This window comes from Pandoraea sp. PE-S2T-3 (assembly GCF_002179965.1).
Taxonomy (GTDB): domain Bacteria; phylum Pseudomonadota; class Gammaproteobacteria; order Burkholderiales; family Burkholderiaceae; genus Pandoraea.
Genome location: NZ_NGUQ01000008.1, coordinates 14184 through 29314 on the forward strand (window position 1 = coordinate 14184; position 15131 = coordinate 29314).

At 61.1% G+C, this 15131-nt stretch carries 12 protein-coding genes; 3 read left to right on the forward strand and 9 right to left on the reverse strand.

Annotation, left to right across the window (positions count from 1 at the left end; translation table 11 throughout):
- Positions 1 to 5 precede the first annotated feature (5 nt).
- On the reverse strand, positions 6 to 1709 hold the full coding sequence (gene rpsA, locus CDV46_RS05790; protein WP_058375474.1) for a 30S ribosomal protein S1: 1704 nt from the start codon (positions 1707 to 1709) through the stop codon (positions 6 to 8).
- A 115-nt stretch (positions 1710 to 1824) separates the two neighbouring features.
- Complete coding sequence (gene cmk, locus CDV46_RS05795; RefSeq protein ID WP_087722047.1) at positions 1825 to 2520, reverse strand: (d)CMP kinase; 696 nt, start codon at positions 2518 to 2520, stop codon at positions 1825 to 1827.
- Positions 2521 to 2630: 110 nt separating this feature from the next.
- Between cmk and CDV46_RS05800 the strand changes: the two genes are divergently transcribed.
- Entirely contained in the window at positions 2631 to 3947 is a 1317-nt protein-coding gene (locus CDV46_RS05800) for an Nramp family divalent metal transporter (RefSeq protein ID WP_087722048.1), read from the forward strand.
- Between the two features lie 34 nt (positions 3948 to 3981).
- Here the strand turns inward: CDV46_RS05800 and aroA are convergent, their stop codons facing one another.
- From aroA to gyrA, 6 genes are all read right to left on the reverse strand, one after another.
- On the reverse strand, positions 3982 to 5304 hold the full coding sequence (gene aroA / locus CDV46_RS05805) for a 3-phosphoshikimate 1-carboxyvinyltransferase (protein ID WP_087722049.1): 1323 nt from the start codon (positions 5302 to 5304) through the stop codon (positions 3982 to 3984).
- Positions 5304 to 6176: a prephenate dehydrogenase gene (locus CDV46_RS05810; RefSeq protein ID WP_087688666.1), complete on the reverse strand. Its 873-nt coding sequence runs from the start codon at positions 6174 to 6176 to the stop codon at positions 5304 to 5306. Before CDV46_RS05810 ends, aroA begins: the two co-directional genes overlap by 1 nt.
- 21 nt (positions 6177 to 6197) lie before the next feature.
- The gene (pheA, locus tag CDV46_RS05815) at positions 6198 to 7280 is read right to left on the reverse strand and encodes a prephenate dehydratase (RefSeq protein ID WP_087688667.1); all 1083 of its coding nucleotides are present in this window, start codon (positions 7278 to 7280) and stop codon (positions 6198 to 6200) included.
- 104 nt (positions 7281 to 7384) lie between these two features.
- On the reverse strand, positions 7385 to 8500 hold the full coding sequence (serC, locus tag CDV46_RS05820; protein WP_087722050.1) for a 3-phosphoserine/phosphohydroxythreonine transaminase: 1116 nt from the start codon (positions 8498 to 8500) through the stop codon (positions 7385 to 7387).
- 282 nt (positions 8501 to 8782) lie between these two features.
- On the reverse strand, positions 8783 to 9376 hold the full coding sequence (locus tag CDV46_RS05825; RefSeq protein WP_087688669.1) for a DUF2059 domain-containing protein: 594 nt from the start codon (positions 9374 to 9376) through the stop codon (positions 8783 to 8785).
- A 156-nt stretch (positions 9377 to 9532) separates the two neighbouring features.
- Positions 9533 to 12154: a DNA gyrase subunit A gene (gene gyrA / locus CDV46_RS05830; RefSeq protein ID WP_058375481.1), complete on the reverse strand. Its 2622-nt coding sequence runs from the start codon at positions 12152 to 12154 to the stop codon at positions 9533 to 9535.
- A gap of 411 nt (positions 12155 to 12565) precedes the next feature.
- On the opposite strand from gyrA, the gene ompA reads away from it, so the two are divergent.
- On the forward strand, positions 12566 to 13231 hold the full coding sequence (gene ompA, locus CDV46_RS05835) for an outer membrane protein OmpA (RefSeq protein ID WP_087688670.1): 666 nt from the start codon (positions 12566 to 12568) through the stop codon (positions 13229 to 13231).
- A gap of 256 nt (positions 13232 to 13487) precedes the next feature.
- On the opposite strand, the gene CDV46_RS05840 is transcribed toward ompA, so the two are convergent.
- Positions 13488 to 14276, reverse strand: coding sequence for a hypothetical protein (locus CDV46_RS05840; RefSeq protein WP_087722051.1), 789 nt, complete (start codon positions 14274 to 14276; stop codon positions 13488 to 13490).
- 290 nt (positions 14277 to 14566) lie between these two features.
- On the opposite strand from CDV46_RS05840, the gene CDV46_RS05845 reads away from it, so the two are divergent.
- Entirely contained in the window at positions 14567 to 15034 is a 468-nt protein-coding gene (locus CDV46_RS05845) for an EVE domain-containing protein (RefSeq protein ID WP_087688671.1), read from the forward strand.
- The last annotated feature ends 97 nt before the right edge of the window (positions 15035 to 15131 follow it).

Here is a 15131-nt window from a genome sequence, read left to right on the forward strand (position 1 = left end):
GGACCTTACTGATTCTGGCTGTCCAGCTTGGCCTTGAGCAGCGCACCGAGGTTGGTGGTGCCGCTCGCTGCCGAGCTGTCCGACGACAACTTGCTCATCGCTTCCTGTTGCTCAGCCGAATCCTTGGCCTTGATCGACAGGTTGATGTTGCGCGACTTGCGGTCGATGTTGACGATCATCACGTTGACGGCGTCACCATCCTTGAGCACGTTGCGGGCATCTTCCACGCGATCTTGCGAGATTTCCGAAGCACGCAGGTAGCCTTCGACGTCCTCACCCAGCGACACGACAGCACCCTTCGGGTCAACCGACTTGACCGTACCGTTGACGATCGAGCCCTTGTCGTTGATAGCAACGAACGTGTTGAACGGATCGCCTTCGAGCTGCTTGATACCCAGCGAGATGCGTTCCTTCTCGACGTCGATACCGAGAACCACGGCTTCGACTTCGTCGCCCTTCTTGTACTTGCGGACGGCGTCTTCGCCGGTTTCGCTCCACGACAGGTCCGAAAGGTGGACCAGGCCGTCGATGCCGCCAGGCAGACCAATGAACACGCCAAAGTCGGTGATCGACTTGATGCCGCCCTTGATCTTGTCGCCCTTCTTGAAGTTGCGCGAGAAATCATCCCACGGGTTCGGCTTGCATTGCTTCATGCCGAGGCTGATACGACGACGGTCTTCGTCGATCTCAAGAACCATGACTTCGACTTCGTCGCCCAGCTGGACAACCTTGGTCGGCGCAACGTTCTTGTTGGTCCAGTCCATTTCCGACACGTGAACCAGGCCTTCGATGCCCGATTCCACTTCGACGAATGCGCCGTAGTCGGTGATGTTGGTGACCTTACCGAACAGGCGGGTGCCTTGCGGGTAACGGCGAGCAATGCCTTCCCACGGATCTTCGCCGAGTTGCTTGACGCCCAGCGAGACACGGCCCTTCTCTTGATCGAACTTGAGGATCTTGGCGGTGACTTCTTGGCCAACCGACAGAACTTCGCTCGGGTGACGCACGCGACGCCATGCGATGTCGGTGATGTGCAGCAGGCCGTCGATACCGCCGAGGTCCACGAATGCGCCGTAGTCGGTGATGTTCTTGACCACGCCCTTGACGATCGCGCCTTCCTTCAGGGTTTCGAGCAGCTTGGCGCGCTCTTCACCTTGGGTGGCTTCGATCACGGCACGGCGCGACAGCACAACGTTGTTGCGCTTGCGGTCGAGCTTGATAACCTTGAATTCGAGGGTCTTGCCTTCGTACGGGGTCGTGTCCTTGACCGGACGCGTGTCAACCAGCGAACCCGGCAGGAATGCACGGATGCCGTTGACCATCACAGTCAGGCCGCCCTTGACCTTGCCGGTGATCGTACCGGTCACGAGGTCGCCCGATTCGAGAGCCTTTTCCAGTTGCAGCCACGAAGCCAGACGCTTGGCCTTGTCGCGCGACAGCACGGTGTCGCCGTAGCCGTTTTCCAGGGCGTCGATCGCCACGGAAACAAAGTCGCCGGCCTGAACTTCGACCTCGCCCTGATCATTCAGGAATTCTTCGATGGGGATGTACGCTTCGGACTTGAGCCCGGCGTTGACGACCACGAAGTTGTGGTCAACCCGAACGACTTCAGCGCTGATGACTTCACCAGCACGCATGTCTTGACGGGAGAGCGACTCTTCGAAAAGCGCCGCGAAAGATTCGTTGGTCGAGGTTTGCAGGTCGGACATAAATGTGGATTACGCCGCTGGCGTCTCAGATCCCGAAGGGGGGCTGACAAAAACGCACAACGGTTGGGTTAAAGGTTAGACAAATCCGGACTGAGTGACTGCATGAAACACTCGGTCAGGCGCCTTGCGGGTACTGCACTTGCGCGAACCATTCGAGCACCTGAGCCACCGCCTGATCGACGTTGAGCCCGGAAGTATCGAGTACCCGCGCACCCTCAGCTGGCCGTAGCGGCGCTTCGACACGGTTTCTATCCCGTGCATCACGCGCCTCAAGATCCAGCATGAGACTGTCTATGTTAGCAGAAAAACCTTTTTCTATCAATTGCTTATACCGCCTCTCGGCACGGGCCTGTGGCGATGCCGTCAAAAACACCTTCAATTCCGCCTCGGGGAAGATCACCGTGCCCATGTCGCGACCGTCCGCCACGAGTCCCGGCGCGGTCTTGAAGCCCCGCTGCAGGGCCACCAGCGCCTGACGCACCGACTTGTGCACCGCAATACTCGACGCCCGGTTGCCGATCGCCTCGGCCCGGATCGCGTCGGTGACATCCTCACCTGCCAGCCAGATACGTTGCTCCTTGAACCGCACATCGAGCGTCTCGGCCAACACCGTCAGGCCGTTGGCGTCTTCCGGATCAATGCCATGACGGGCGCTTGCCAGCGCCGTCAGGCGGTAAAGCGCGCCGCTGTCCAGATAATGGAAGCCCAACGCGTCGGCAACACGGTGCGCGACCGTTCCCTTGCCGGACGCCGTCGGGCCATCCACCGTAATTACCGAAACCGAATCGTCCACGAACATCGAATCAGGCATCCCTTCGTCTCTGTCTATCCAACGCATTGAAAAATAAAACTTCCGAACTAAATAATAATGATTATCATTTAGATATAAACGCAACTCGCGTTCCGGAAGGTGTCACTGCCATGCAAAGCCGCGATTATCCCTTAGTCGGCCCCGAGTGGGCCCCCTCACCCGACGAACCGCCGCGCCGTCCGCAGCGCTGGCTGGGGTTCGCCGGCGCGGGCACGCTGATTGCCGTTGGCTATATGGATCCGGGCAACTGGGCCACGGCCATCGCCGGGGGCGCCCGTTACGGCTACACGCTCCTGTCCGTCGTGCTGCTCTCGAGCATGATGGCCTTGCTGTTGCAGTGGCTTGCCGCGCGCGTCGGTCTGGTGACCGGGCGCGACCTTGCCCAACTCTCACGTAGCCAGTATAGCCGCCGCACTTCGCTGGCGTTATGGGCGCTTTGCGAGATCGCCATCATCGCCTGCGACCTCGCCGAGATCATCGGGAGCGCAGTGGCGCTGCAACTACTCTTCGGCCTGTCGCTGCCCGTCGGTGTACTGCTCGCCGGGGCACTCGCCTTTGCCATGCTCGGTTTGCAAGGTTTCGGACAACGCCGCCTGGAAGGTGCCGTCGCCGCGCTCATTCTGCTGACCGCCGGCTGCTTTGCCGCCCAACTGGCCCTCGCCAATCCGGATTGGGGCGCCGCACTTGCCGGTATGCGCCCGCGCAGCGAAATCGTCGCGCAGGCGGGCATGCTCTGGCTCGCGACCGGCATTCTCGGTGCGACGGTCATGCCGCACAACCTTTACCTGCATTCAGCCCTGCTGCGCATGCGTGGCGAGGCCATGCCCGAACGCACGCCGGCCACGATGGCGCGCGCGCTGCGCGCCACACAATGGGACACGACGCTCTCGCTCGGCTTCGCGTTTCTGATCAACGCGGCGTTGCTGATTCTCGCGGCGGCGGTATTTCACGCCAGCGGCAACACCGGCGTGGAATCGCTTGGCGACGCCCACAAAATGCTCACCCCGTTGCTGGGTAATCAATGGGCCGGCGTGATGTTCGCCGTTGCGCTACTCGCCTGCGGCCTCAATTCGACGGTGACGGCAACGCTTGCCGGTCAGGTCACCATGGAAGGCTTCCTGAACCTGCGCATGAAGCCCTGGCAACGGGCGCTGATCACACGAGGGTTGGCCTTGATTCCCGCACTACTGATCGTCGGCCACGGCGGTGAAGCCCAGACAACCAACCTGCTGATCTTCAGTCAGGTGGTACTGAGTCTGCAATTGCCGTTTGCCGTGGTTCCGCTCGTTCGCTTTGCCGGCGATGCCAAGCTGATGGGGCAATGGCGAGTCCGCGGCCTGCTGCTGGCGCTCGCCTGGGTCATTGCCGCGGCCATTGTGGCGCTCAACGGTGTGCTGCTCTGGCAAACGATGACGGGACAGGGCTGATCCCCCGTCCGTCATCGCCATCCCTTCACAACGATCACGATGCCACGCGGGCAAACTCGTCGAAATAGGTCGGGAAGGTCTTCGCAACGCACTTCGGATCGTTGATGGTCACCGGCACGCCGCCGAGGCTCACCAATGAGAAGCACATCGCCATGCGGTGATCGTCGTAGGTATCGATGGACGCCTTCGGCGTCAGTGCTGCGGGCGGGGTCACGCGCAGGTAATCCGCGCCCTCTTCCACCGTCGCCCCCACCTTGCGCAGCTCGGTCGCCATCGCAGCGAGGCGGTCCGTTTCCTTCACCCGCCAGCTCGCGATGTTGCGCAGGGTCGTCGTGCCATCGGCGAACAACGCCGCGATGGCAATCGTCATCGCCGCATCGGGAATGTGATTGAAGTCCATGTCGAGTGCACGCAGCTTGCCGCTCGGCGTATCGATGCCATGCACTTCGATGGCATCGTCGCGCAACGTGACGCGCGCGCCCATCGCAGCAAGCGCGTCGACAAACCGCACGTCACCCTGAATGCTGTCGCGTCCCACGCCTTCGACTCGGAGCGGGCCACCGCCAATCGCACCCGCAGCGAGAAAGTACGATGCCGACGAAGCGTCGCCTTCCACACGAATCTCACCCGGGCTACGATACTTGGCACCATCCGCCCCTGCCGCCGGCAGCGTAAAGCGCTCCCAACCATCCTGCCGCACGTCGATGCCGAACCGGCGCAGCAAGCGCAAGGTGATGTCAATGTAGGGCTTGGAAATCAGCTCACCCTCGACTTCCACCACAATCTCGCCAGTCGCCGACGGCAGCAGCGGCAGCGTGAGCAGAAGCGCCGTGAGGAATTGGCTCGACACATCGCCTCGCACGCGAATCGGCGTGGCAGGTGCCATAACGTCGGCCGGCTTGATGTGCAACGGCGGATAACCGTCGTTCCCGAGGTAATCAATTTGCGCGCCAAGCTGTCGCAACCCGTTCACCAGATCGCCGATCGGACGCTCGTGCATGCGCGCCACCCCCGACACGTCGTAGTCGCCGTGACTGAGCGCAAGCGCGGCCGTCAACGGGCGAATTGCCGTTCCGGCGTTGCCCATGAAGAGCTTGGCCGACTTGACGGGAAACACACCCCCACAGCCTTCCACGATGAAGTCACGTGTATCGCCCACTTGCGTGCAAGGAACGCCGAGCGCAGCAAGCGCGTCGAGCATCACGCGGGTGTCGTCGGATTCAAGCAAATCGCGTACGCGCGTCGTGCCGCGCGAGAGCGCGGCGAGCAGCAGTACCCGGTTTGAGATGCTTTTCGAGCCGGGCAGGCGCAGCGTGCCTTCGGCGTGCCCGTACGGGCCGAGATCGAGCGTTTCCATTACTTTTCCTGTTGCTTGGCCCAGTCGGTGCGCGCTTGACTCGTACGCGTGAACACGGCCTCGAGACCGGCACCGTCACCGGTATCAATCAGTTCGCGCAGCGTGCCCAGCGTTGCCAGATAGCCATCGAGTTCGGCAAGCAATGCTTCGCGGTTGGCGACGCAGATGTCGCGCCACATTTCCGGATTCGATGCGGCAATGCGTGTGAAATCGCGAAACCCACCACCCGCAAAGCCGAACTTCAGCGCCGCATCGGGGGCCTCGAGAATCTGCGCGATCAGCGCATAGGACAGCACATGCGGCAGATGACTGACCGACGCGAACACGCGGTCGTGCTGCGTTTCGGTCATCTCTGAAACACGCGCCCCCGTGGCCTCCCACATGGCGCGCACACGCGCCACGTCTTCGCCACGGTTATCGGGCTGCGGACACAAGACGACGCGCCGGTCACGATACAGGTCAACCTTCGCGGCATCGACACCGGATAACTCCGCGCCGGCAATCGGATGCCCCGGCACGAAGCGCCAGACAGCCTCCCCCAACGAAGCGCGTGCAGCGGCAACCGCATCGCTCTTGGTGCTGCCCGCATCCGTCACGATCGTGTCGCCGTGCAGATGATCACGCATTGCGGCGAGCAATGCCGGGGTCTGCGCAACGGGCGCGGCGAGCACCACAACATCGGCACCGGCCAACGCATCCGCCATCGAGGTGGCGGCACGGTCGATCACGCCGAGTTCGCAGGCGCGCGCCAACGATGCTTCGCTACGCCCGACACCGACCACCTCCTGCACGGCCCCTGCGGCCTTTAGCGCACGCGCCAGCGAGCCGCCGATCAGGCCGACACCGCAGATAACGAGTTTATTCAGACTCATGGATCGATCGCCTGCCACGCGTCAGGCCGAGCGCGGGTAGGACCCGAGCACCTTGCAGTACGCCGCGTTCTGCCGCAGCGAATCGAGCGCCTTGGCGACGTTCACATCGTCGCGGTGCCCTTCGAAGTCGACGTAGAAGTAGTACTCCCATGCACCGCTCTTGGCCGGACGCGACTCGAAGCGCGTCATCGACACGCCGTTATTGGCCAACGGTTCGAGCAGGGCGACCACGGCACCGGCGCGATTGGGCACCGACAGAATCAGCGACGTCTGGTCGTGACCGCTCGGCGACGGATCCTGCGTGCCGATCACGACAAAGCGCGTGCGGTTGTGCGGATCGTCCTGAACGTGCGAAAACGCGATCTGCAAGCCGTATTGCGTTGCCGCCGAATCACCGGCAATCGCGGCAATGGCCGGATCGGCCGCCGCCATGCGCGCCGCTTCGGCGTTGCTAGACACGGCCTGACGCTCCAGCGTCGGGAAATGCGCCGTCAGCCAGTGCTGGCATTGCGCCAGCGACTGGGCATGCGAACAGATACGGGTCACGCCGTCGAGCGCGCCGGATTGCGACATCAGATTGTGATGGATCGGCAAAGCCACTTCACCGCCGATCGTCAGCGGGCTTTGCAGCAGCAGATCGAGCGTGCGCGACACCACGCCTTCCGTCGAATTCTCGACCGGCACGACACCGAAATCGGCGCTGCCGGCTTCCACCGCCCGAAACACTTCGTCGAGCGACGGGCACGGCAGGCCTTTGACGCTCTGCCCGAAATAGGTGAACGCGGCTTGCTCGCTGTAGGTGCCAGCCGGGCCGAGATAGGCCACGGTCATCACCTTTTCGAGCGCGCGGCTCGCCGACATGATCTCGCGCCAGATCGACGCGAGATTGTCGCCATACAGCGGGCCATCGTTGGCTTGTTGCAGTCGCGAAATCACCTGCAATTCGCGCTCGGGCCGGAACACCGGCGCGCCAAAGCGCTTCTTCACCTCGCCCACTTCGAGGGCGACGGCAGCGCGTTGATTGAGCAGCTTGAGCAGTTGCTCGTCGATGGCATCGATTTTCTCGCGCAGAGGGCGAAGCGATGCGTTCAGATCATCATCCATGGAGCGTGTTGTCTTTTTGCGATGGGACATAGTCAGGCAACTTGCGGCGCGGCGTTCTTGCCGTGAGTTCGGGAGAACGCCTTCACGCCGGTCATTTGCCCTCGTCAGCCGTGGCTGCGCTCGAATTCGCGCAGATAGTCGACCAGCGCCTGGACGCCGGCCAGCGGCATCGCGTTGTAGATCGAGGCGCGCATGCCTCCCACGGACTTGTGGCCCTTGAGTTGCAGCAGACCGCGCTCGCGAGCGCCAGTCAGGAAAGCTTCGTTGAGTGCGTCGTCGTGCAGGAAAAACGGAACATTCATGCGCGAGCGGCAGTCCGCCTCGACCGCCGTGCGATAGAACTCGCTGCTATCGAGATAACCGTAGAGCAGTTCGGCCTTGGCCTTGTTCTGCGCTTCCATCGCGACGAGACCGCCCTGGCGCTTGAGCCACTGGAACACCAGTCCGGCAATGTAGATCGCGTAGGTCGGCGGCGTATTGAACATCGAATCGTTCTCGGCGACCGTCTTCCAGTCGAAGGCGCTCGGCGTGAACGGCAGCGAGCGGCCCAGCAGGTCGTCGCGAACGATCACGAGCGTCAGGCCCGACGGGCCGATATTCTTTTGCGCACCGCCGTACAACACGCCGAACTTCGAGACGTCCATCGGACGCGACAGGACGTGCGACGAAACATCGGCCACGAGCGGCGTGTCAGCCGGCAAGCCGGCGGCGGCCAGATCGGGCGTCCAAAAGTATTCGACGCCGTGAATCGTCTCGTTCGTGCAGATGTGCACGTACGCCGGGTCCTTCGACAGTTGCCATTCCGACACCTGCGGCAGTCGCGTGAACTTATCAGCCTCGGTGGTGGCTGCGATATTGACGTCGCAATACTTGCGCGCTTCCTTCTGCGACTTCACCGACCACGAGCCGGTGACCACGTAATCGGCCGTGCGACGCTCGCCCGCGCGTTCGCCGCCGAGCAGGTTCATCGGCACGATGGCGTTTTCCGCGAGCGCACCACCCTGCATGAACAGGATGCGGTAGTTGTCGGGAACCGCGAGCAGTTCGCGCAGATCGGCTTGCGCCTGCGCCAGAATGCTCATGAACTCCCGGCCGCGATGGCTCATTTCCATCACGCCCATCCCGGCACCATGCCAGTCGAGCATCTCTTCGGCTGCCTGCGTGAGAACCTCGGCGGGCAGTGCCGCCGGTCCGGCGGAAAAGTTGAAAGGGCGCGTCATAGTCTTTTGCTGCGGTAAAAGTGAAACGCAAGCCGTCGGATTCAATCCCGGGCGGCTTGCGTTTCACATCTGGCGTCAATGGCTTGCGCAGCAGCGGTAAGGGCCAACTATACCGCCAGTTGCCCGTCCCGTGCGGGTGCTCGGGCAGATTCCCCGGCAAAACGCCGACTTTCAGCGATTTCCGAGCATGTCATGCCGATTTGCCCATGCAATGCAAAATGGCCGTTTGCGATCACTCGCAAACGGCCATTATCGGTCAATCCCTGAGGGACCGGCCGGAATTTACTTCTTGGCCGGAGCCTTCGGTGCCGACTTCGACGCCGCAGCAATTTCCTGGTCAGCTTGCGAGCTGGTTGCCTGGATCGATTGCGGCATGTACTTCTGCATCAGACCGCCAACCACTTCCTGGCCGACCTGATCCTGCACCTTGATGTACTTCTGGCCAACCGGGCTCTTGTAGAAGTCCGTCAGACCCTTGATTTCTTCGGTCGTATAGTACTTGCCGTAGGCGGCGTACTGGGCTTGCACGGCATCGTTCTTGAACGCATCCGAAGTGAAGACCTTGCCCGCGCCGTCGACCAGCTTCTGCACCGAATTTTGTTGCAGGGTCGGCACGATGGCTTGCTTCTGGGCATCGCTCAACGTCTTGTTCTCGACCAGTTGGCGTTCCAGCACTTGCGGAGCCAGTTGCTTGGCTTGCTGCTGTGCGCCTTCACCGATGGCCGTCACGAGCTTGTTCGAGTCAATCGCGTCGAGCAGTTGCTTGATGGCCGCTTTCTTGTCAGCGTCCAGCGGAGCGCTCGCCGGGGCCTGAGCCATTGCCATTGCCGGGGCTGCCAACAGCAGCCACATCCACTTCTTGACGTTGTGTTGCATAGTAATAGTCACTCCAAAATTCGCCGGCTCCCGCCAACGATAAATAGATGCATCCTCGCCTGGGCATTTCACTGCATCGGGCCAGATTCTACTGACTTTTCGGGGTAATGCACCTACAGCTTACAACGAGTTACGGTTACAACCAGTTACGGCGCGTCACTCGGTAGCGTCAGCTTCCGCCGCATCATCGCCGCCTTCCGCGTCGCCGTTCTCTGCGACTTCGGCGTCGGATTCAACGATGCGTTGCAGACCCGAAAGCGTCGTGCCCTCGTCCAGGCTGATCAGCGTCACCCCTTGCGTGGCCCGGCCCATCTCGCGAATTTCAGACACTCGCGTACGGATCAACACCCCGCCCGTCGTGATCAGCATGATCTCGTCATCCGGCTCAACCAGCGTCGCCGCGACCACCCGGCCGTTGCGCTCGCTCGTCTGGATCGCAATCATACCCTTAGTGCCACGGCCGTGGCGCGTATATTCGGTGATCGAAGTCCGCTTGCCGTAGCCGTTTTCGGTCGCCGTCAGCACGGACTGCTGCTCGTTTTCGGCGACCAGCAGTGCGATGACCGTCTGACCGTCTTCAAGCTGCATGCCGCGCACGCCGCGAGCCTCACGGCCCATCGGACGCACATCGTTCTCGTCGAAACGCACTGCCTTGCCCGAGTCGGAGAACAGCATCACGTCGTGCGCACCATCGGTGATGGCTGCGCCGATCAGCACGTCGCCGTCATCGAGATTCACGGCGATGATGCCCTTCTTGAGCGGCCGGCTGAAGGCTGCCAGCGGCGTCTTCTTGACCGTGCCCAAACTCGTTGCCATGAACACGAAGCGATCTTCCGTGAACTGCTTGACCGGCAGCACCACGTTGATCTTCTCGCCATCCTGCAACGGGAACATATTGACGATCGGACGGCCACGCGAGTTCCGCGACCCTTGCGGCACTTCCCAGACCTTGATCCAGTAAACCCGGCCGCGGTTCGAGAAGCACAGGATCGTATCGTGCGTGTTCGCGATGAACAGCGTATCGATCCAGTCGTCATCCTTGGTCGCCGCAGCCTGCTTGCCTCGGCCGCCGCGCTTCTGCGCACGGTACTCGGACAGCGGCATCGACTTGATGTAACCCGTATGCGACAGGGTAACCACCATGTCCTGCGGTGTGATCAGATCTTCGGTATCCAGTTCCGTGGCGTTGTGTTCGATGGTCGAGCGGCGGGCATCGCCGAACTCGGCACGCACGGCGGTCAGCTCTTCGCTGATGATTGCCGTCACACGTTCCGGGCGGGCCAGAATGTCCAGCAAGTCGGCGATCTGCGCCATCACTTCCTTGTACTCGGAAACGATCTTGTCTTGTTCAAGGCCCGTCAGGCGTTGCAGACGCATCTGCAAGATTTCCTGCGCCTGCGTTTCGGACAGACGGTACAGGCCGTCGAGCTGCATGCCCACGGCGGCGTCGAGGCCTTCCGGACGATAGGCCGCACGGCCGCCTTGCGTCTCGCTCTCGGCACGCGCCAGCATGTCGCGCACGACCGACGAATCCCACGCCTTCTCCATCAACGCAGCCTTCGCGATCGGCGGCGTCGGCGCGGCCTTGATGATCGCGATGAAGTCGTCGATGTTAGCGAGTGCTACCGCCAGACCCTCGAGTACATGGCCCCGTTCGCGTGCGCGACGCAGTTCGTAGACCGTACGGCGAGTAATCACTTCACGGCGGTGCGCCAGGAAGTGCACCAGCATTTCACGCAGATTCAGCAGCTTGGGCTGGCCGTCGACCAGCGCCACCATGTTCATGCCGAACGTGTCCTGCAACTGCGTGTGCTTATATAGATTGTTCAGCACGACTTCAGGCACTTCGCCGCGCTTGAGCTCGATCACCACGCGCATGCCGCTCTTGTCGGACTCGTCGCGGATGTCGGAAATACCCTCCAGGCGCTTTTCGTTGACCAGCTCGGCGATACGCTCGAGAAGTGTGCGCTTGTTAACTTGATAGGGCAGCTCGTCGACGATGATCGCCACGCGTTGGCCGCGGTCGATATCCTCGAAGTGAGTCGTCGCTCGCATCACGACACGGCCGCGACCGGTGCGGTAGCCTTCGCGCACGCCGGAGATGCCGTAGATGATGCCTGCCGTCGGGAAGTCCGGGGCCGGGATGATCTCGATGAGTTCATCGATAGTGGCGTCCGGGTTCTTGAGAACGTACAGACACCCTTCGACCACCTCATTGAGGTTGTGCGGCGGGATGTTCGTCGCCATACCGACGGCAATACCCGACGAACCATTAAGCAGCAGGTTCGGGATACGGGCCGGCAGAATCAGCGGTTCCTTTTCGCTGCCGTCGTAGTTCGGACCGAAATCGACGGTTTCCTTGTCGATGTCCGCGAGCAACTCGTGGCCGATCTTGGCCATACGGACTTCGGTGTACCGCATTGCCGCAGCGTTGTCGCCGTCGACCGAGCCGAAGTTGCCCTGACCATCGACCAGCATGTAACGCAGCGAGAACGGCTGCGCCATGCGAACGATCGTGTCGTATACAGAAGCGTCGCCGTGCGGGTGGTACTTACCGATGACGTCACCGACGATACGCGCCGATTTTTTGTATGCCCGGTTCCAGTCGTTATTCAACTCGTGCATGGCAAACAGCGCCCGGCGGTGAACCGGTTTCAGGCCATCACGTACATCGGGCAATGCACGGCCGACGATCACGCTCATCGCGTAATCGAGGTACGACCGTCGCATTTCTTCTTCGAGTGAAATCGGGAGAGTTTCTTTGGCGAACTGATCCATTATCCGTGTCTATCAAACGCTCATCGCGATAGGCGGTTGCCAGCGATACGATCTCGGGATTCTAACATGCCCGCTATTGGCATCCGAAACCGGCGTGATGCAGCGCACAAGACATATCGAGGACGCCAAAACGTCGGCGGATGAAGAAGAATGGAACGGTTGGCGAGGCGCCTCAAAAGGTGTTGCGCTCAAACCACAACTGCGCCATGAGGGGCGGCAAACCTGGGTTTTTTCTCGCGGGCGGCAGGAGCGCTATGGCAAAATGCGACGGCATAAGTTAGACATTATTCGAAGTGCATGGGCCATGCTTTCGCGCACTCGGCGATGTTATACTTCGAGCGATGTAAGACTTTGGTTCCGTCGTCTAGGCTCGCAGTAAACCTGCGGTAATCTCATTTCGAGAGGAGAAATATGAATAAATTCGCTAAGCTCGCGATCGTTGCAGCTACCGCAGTGATGGCTGCTTCGGCTATGGCTCAAAATTACGTCCAGACCGCTCCGGGTCCGATCGCGGCCTCGAAACAAGCAGTCAACGACAACTGGGTTAACGGCAGCGGCGAGTGGGTTTGGAAGAACGGTTCGGACGAACTGTGCTGGCGCGATGCCTACTGGACCCCGGCGACGGCCAACGCCAAGTGCGACGGCTCGATCATCGCCCAGGCTCCGGCTCCGGCACCGACCCCGGTCGCTCCGGTGATCCAGTCGCAAAAGGTCACGTACCAAGCCGACGCCCTGTTCGACTTCGACAAAGCCATCCTGAAGCCGGCCGGTAAGGAAAAGCTGGATGATCTCGCCAGCAAGGTCCAAGCACTGAATCTGGAAGTTGTGGTCGCCACGGGTTACACCGACCGCATCGGTTCGGACAAGTACAACGACCGTCTGTCGCTGCGCCGCGCGCAAGCTGTGAAGGCTTACCTGGTTAGCAAGGGTGTCGAAGCCAACCGTGTCTACACGGAAGGCAAGGGCAAGCGTAACCCGGTTACCACGGGTTGCAACCAGAAGAACCGCACTCAGCTGATCTCGTGCCTGGCACCGGATCGCCGCGTGGAAGTGGAAGTGGTCGGCACGAGCAAGTAACTAGCTCGCCGATTGAAAAACCCCGCCTCGGCGGGGTTTTTTTCGTCTGTCGACGGTCAGACGTGTCGAATTCGCCACGAAGCCGTCTCATTGGTATCGCGCATCCGTCTGCGTCGACCATCCGAACCCCGGCGCCGCCTGCGACATCAAGTCGCATCGGGCTTAGGGACACCGGCTTCCGGTATCGAACGCTCGGGAATCAAGCTTTCGGGATGCAAGCCTCTGGTCTCAAGCCTCGCCTCTGAAGCCTCTGGCCTCAAGCCTCACTACCCAACTGCGGGTACTGCCGCTTCACCATGAAGGACATCAGCGCCTTCACCGGCCGGTCACGCCACCAAGACCCAGTCTCCAGCGGCTTGAACATCATGCGCGTCGCGGCCTCCACCGGCATGTACTGCTTCATGACCTCGCCAGACATCGCGAGAAACGCCTCCCATTTCATCATTTCAAACGGCGGCGGCGAACGCCAGAAGCTGTTGAGCGGCTCGAAGGCAAACGCGATGTCCTCATCGCGCACCAGCTCACTGCGCGCCACCATCGTGCGCAAGCGGCTGATAACCCCATGCTGCTCCACGGCGTTGTAGCGGTCGAAGGTCTTACGGAAGTACCGGTAATGCCCCACCTCTTCGTTGCTCAGCTTGTGCATCATCTGCTTGAGCTCTTCCACCGGCATATACGATTCGAGGCAGCGATAGATCATGGCGGTTTGCGTTTCCGTCACGCACCGCGACAGCGCCTCGAGCGCCAAGGATGGCCGCATATGCTCCACTTCGCAACGGGGCTTGTAGCGGGCCAGAAACGCGTCGTAGGCGGGTGCCCAGTCGAATTCGGGCCAGACACGTGCGATGTAGTCCTTGGCCAGGCGCCCGTGTTCGACCTCCTCGGGCAGCCAGGTGTCGCGCAACCACGCCTTCATTTCCGCGTCATCGCCGTACATCTGGTTGAGCGTGGAAACGAACTCCGGCACGCTGGTCTCGATGAATGACACCGTGGCCAGGGAATAGAAGATGAACGCGTTCGTTCGGACTGACGGCTCTGCTGCCATGACACACTCTCCTATCGGCATAGGCGGTTGAACATGTATCGCTCAAGCACGTACATGCGCCTCGGGCGAGGCGCCGCAGGCGACGGGCGGTTGCTGCACCGCACATCATCCCTGCTGCCCCATCCGCTGCATGATGAGGCTCATAAAGGTCATACGAAGTTCACAAAGGCATAGTATAGGAATTGTCTCGATATCGCAGCGCGGCACACAATCGATTACAAATGCGCCGGTATTACGCCAGTTGTGCGAGGATATCCGCTGTTCCGCCAACAAAAACAACCGTAACCAACATGACGCAACGCTACTGGCTGATGAAATCCGAGCCTGAAGAGGCAAGCATCGACGATCTCGCGAGTGCCAAGCAGCAAACCCTGCCATGGACCGGCGTACGCAACTATCAGGCGCGCAACTTCATGCGCGACGACATGCGTGTCGGTGACGGCGTTCTCTTCTATCACTCCAGTTGCGCTGTGCCCGGTATCGCCGGACTGGCCACCGTCGCTTCGACCGCCTACCCCGACCCGACCCAGTTCGATCCGAAGAGCCCCTACTACGACGTCAAGTCGAGCCCCGCCTCGCCACGATGGCTGCTCGTCGACGTCAAGCTCGATCGCAAGACCCGCCTTGTGCCGCTCACGGAAATGCGCGAGACGCCCGAACTGGAAGGCATGCTCGTGCTCGCACGCGGCAACCGTCTGTCGATCACACCGGTCGCGCCCGAGCACTGGAAATTCATCAGCAAGCACTTACTCAAATAGCGATTGGGAACCAATTTTGCATCGATAGCGTCTCTATAACGTTGTCGATGAACGCATAGTGCGCCCCCCCTTAGGCCTACGGCGTGCATCGGCAACC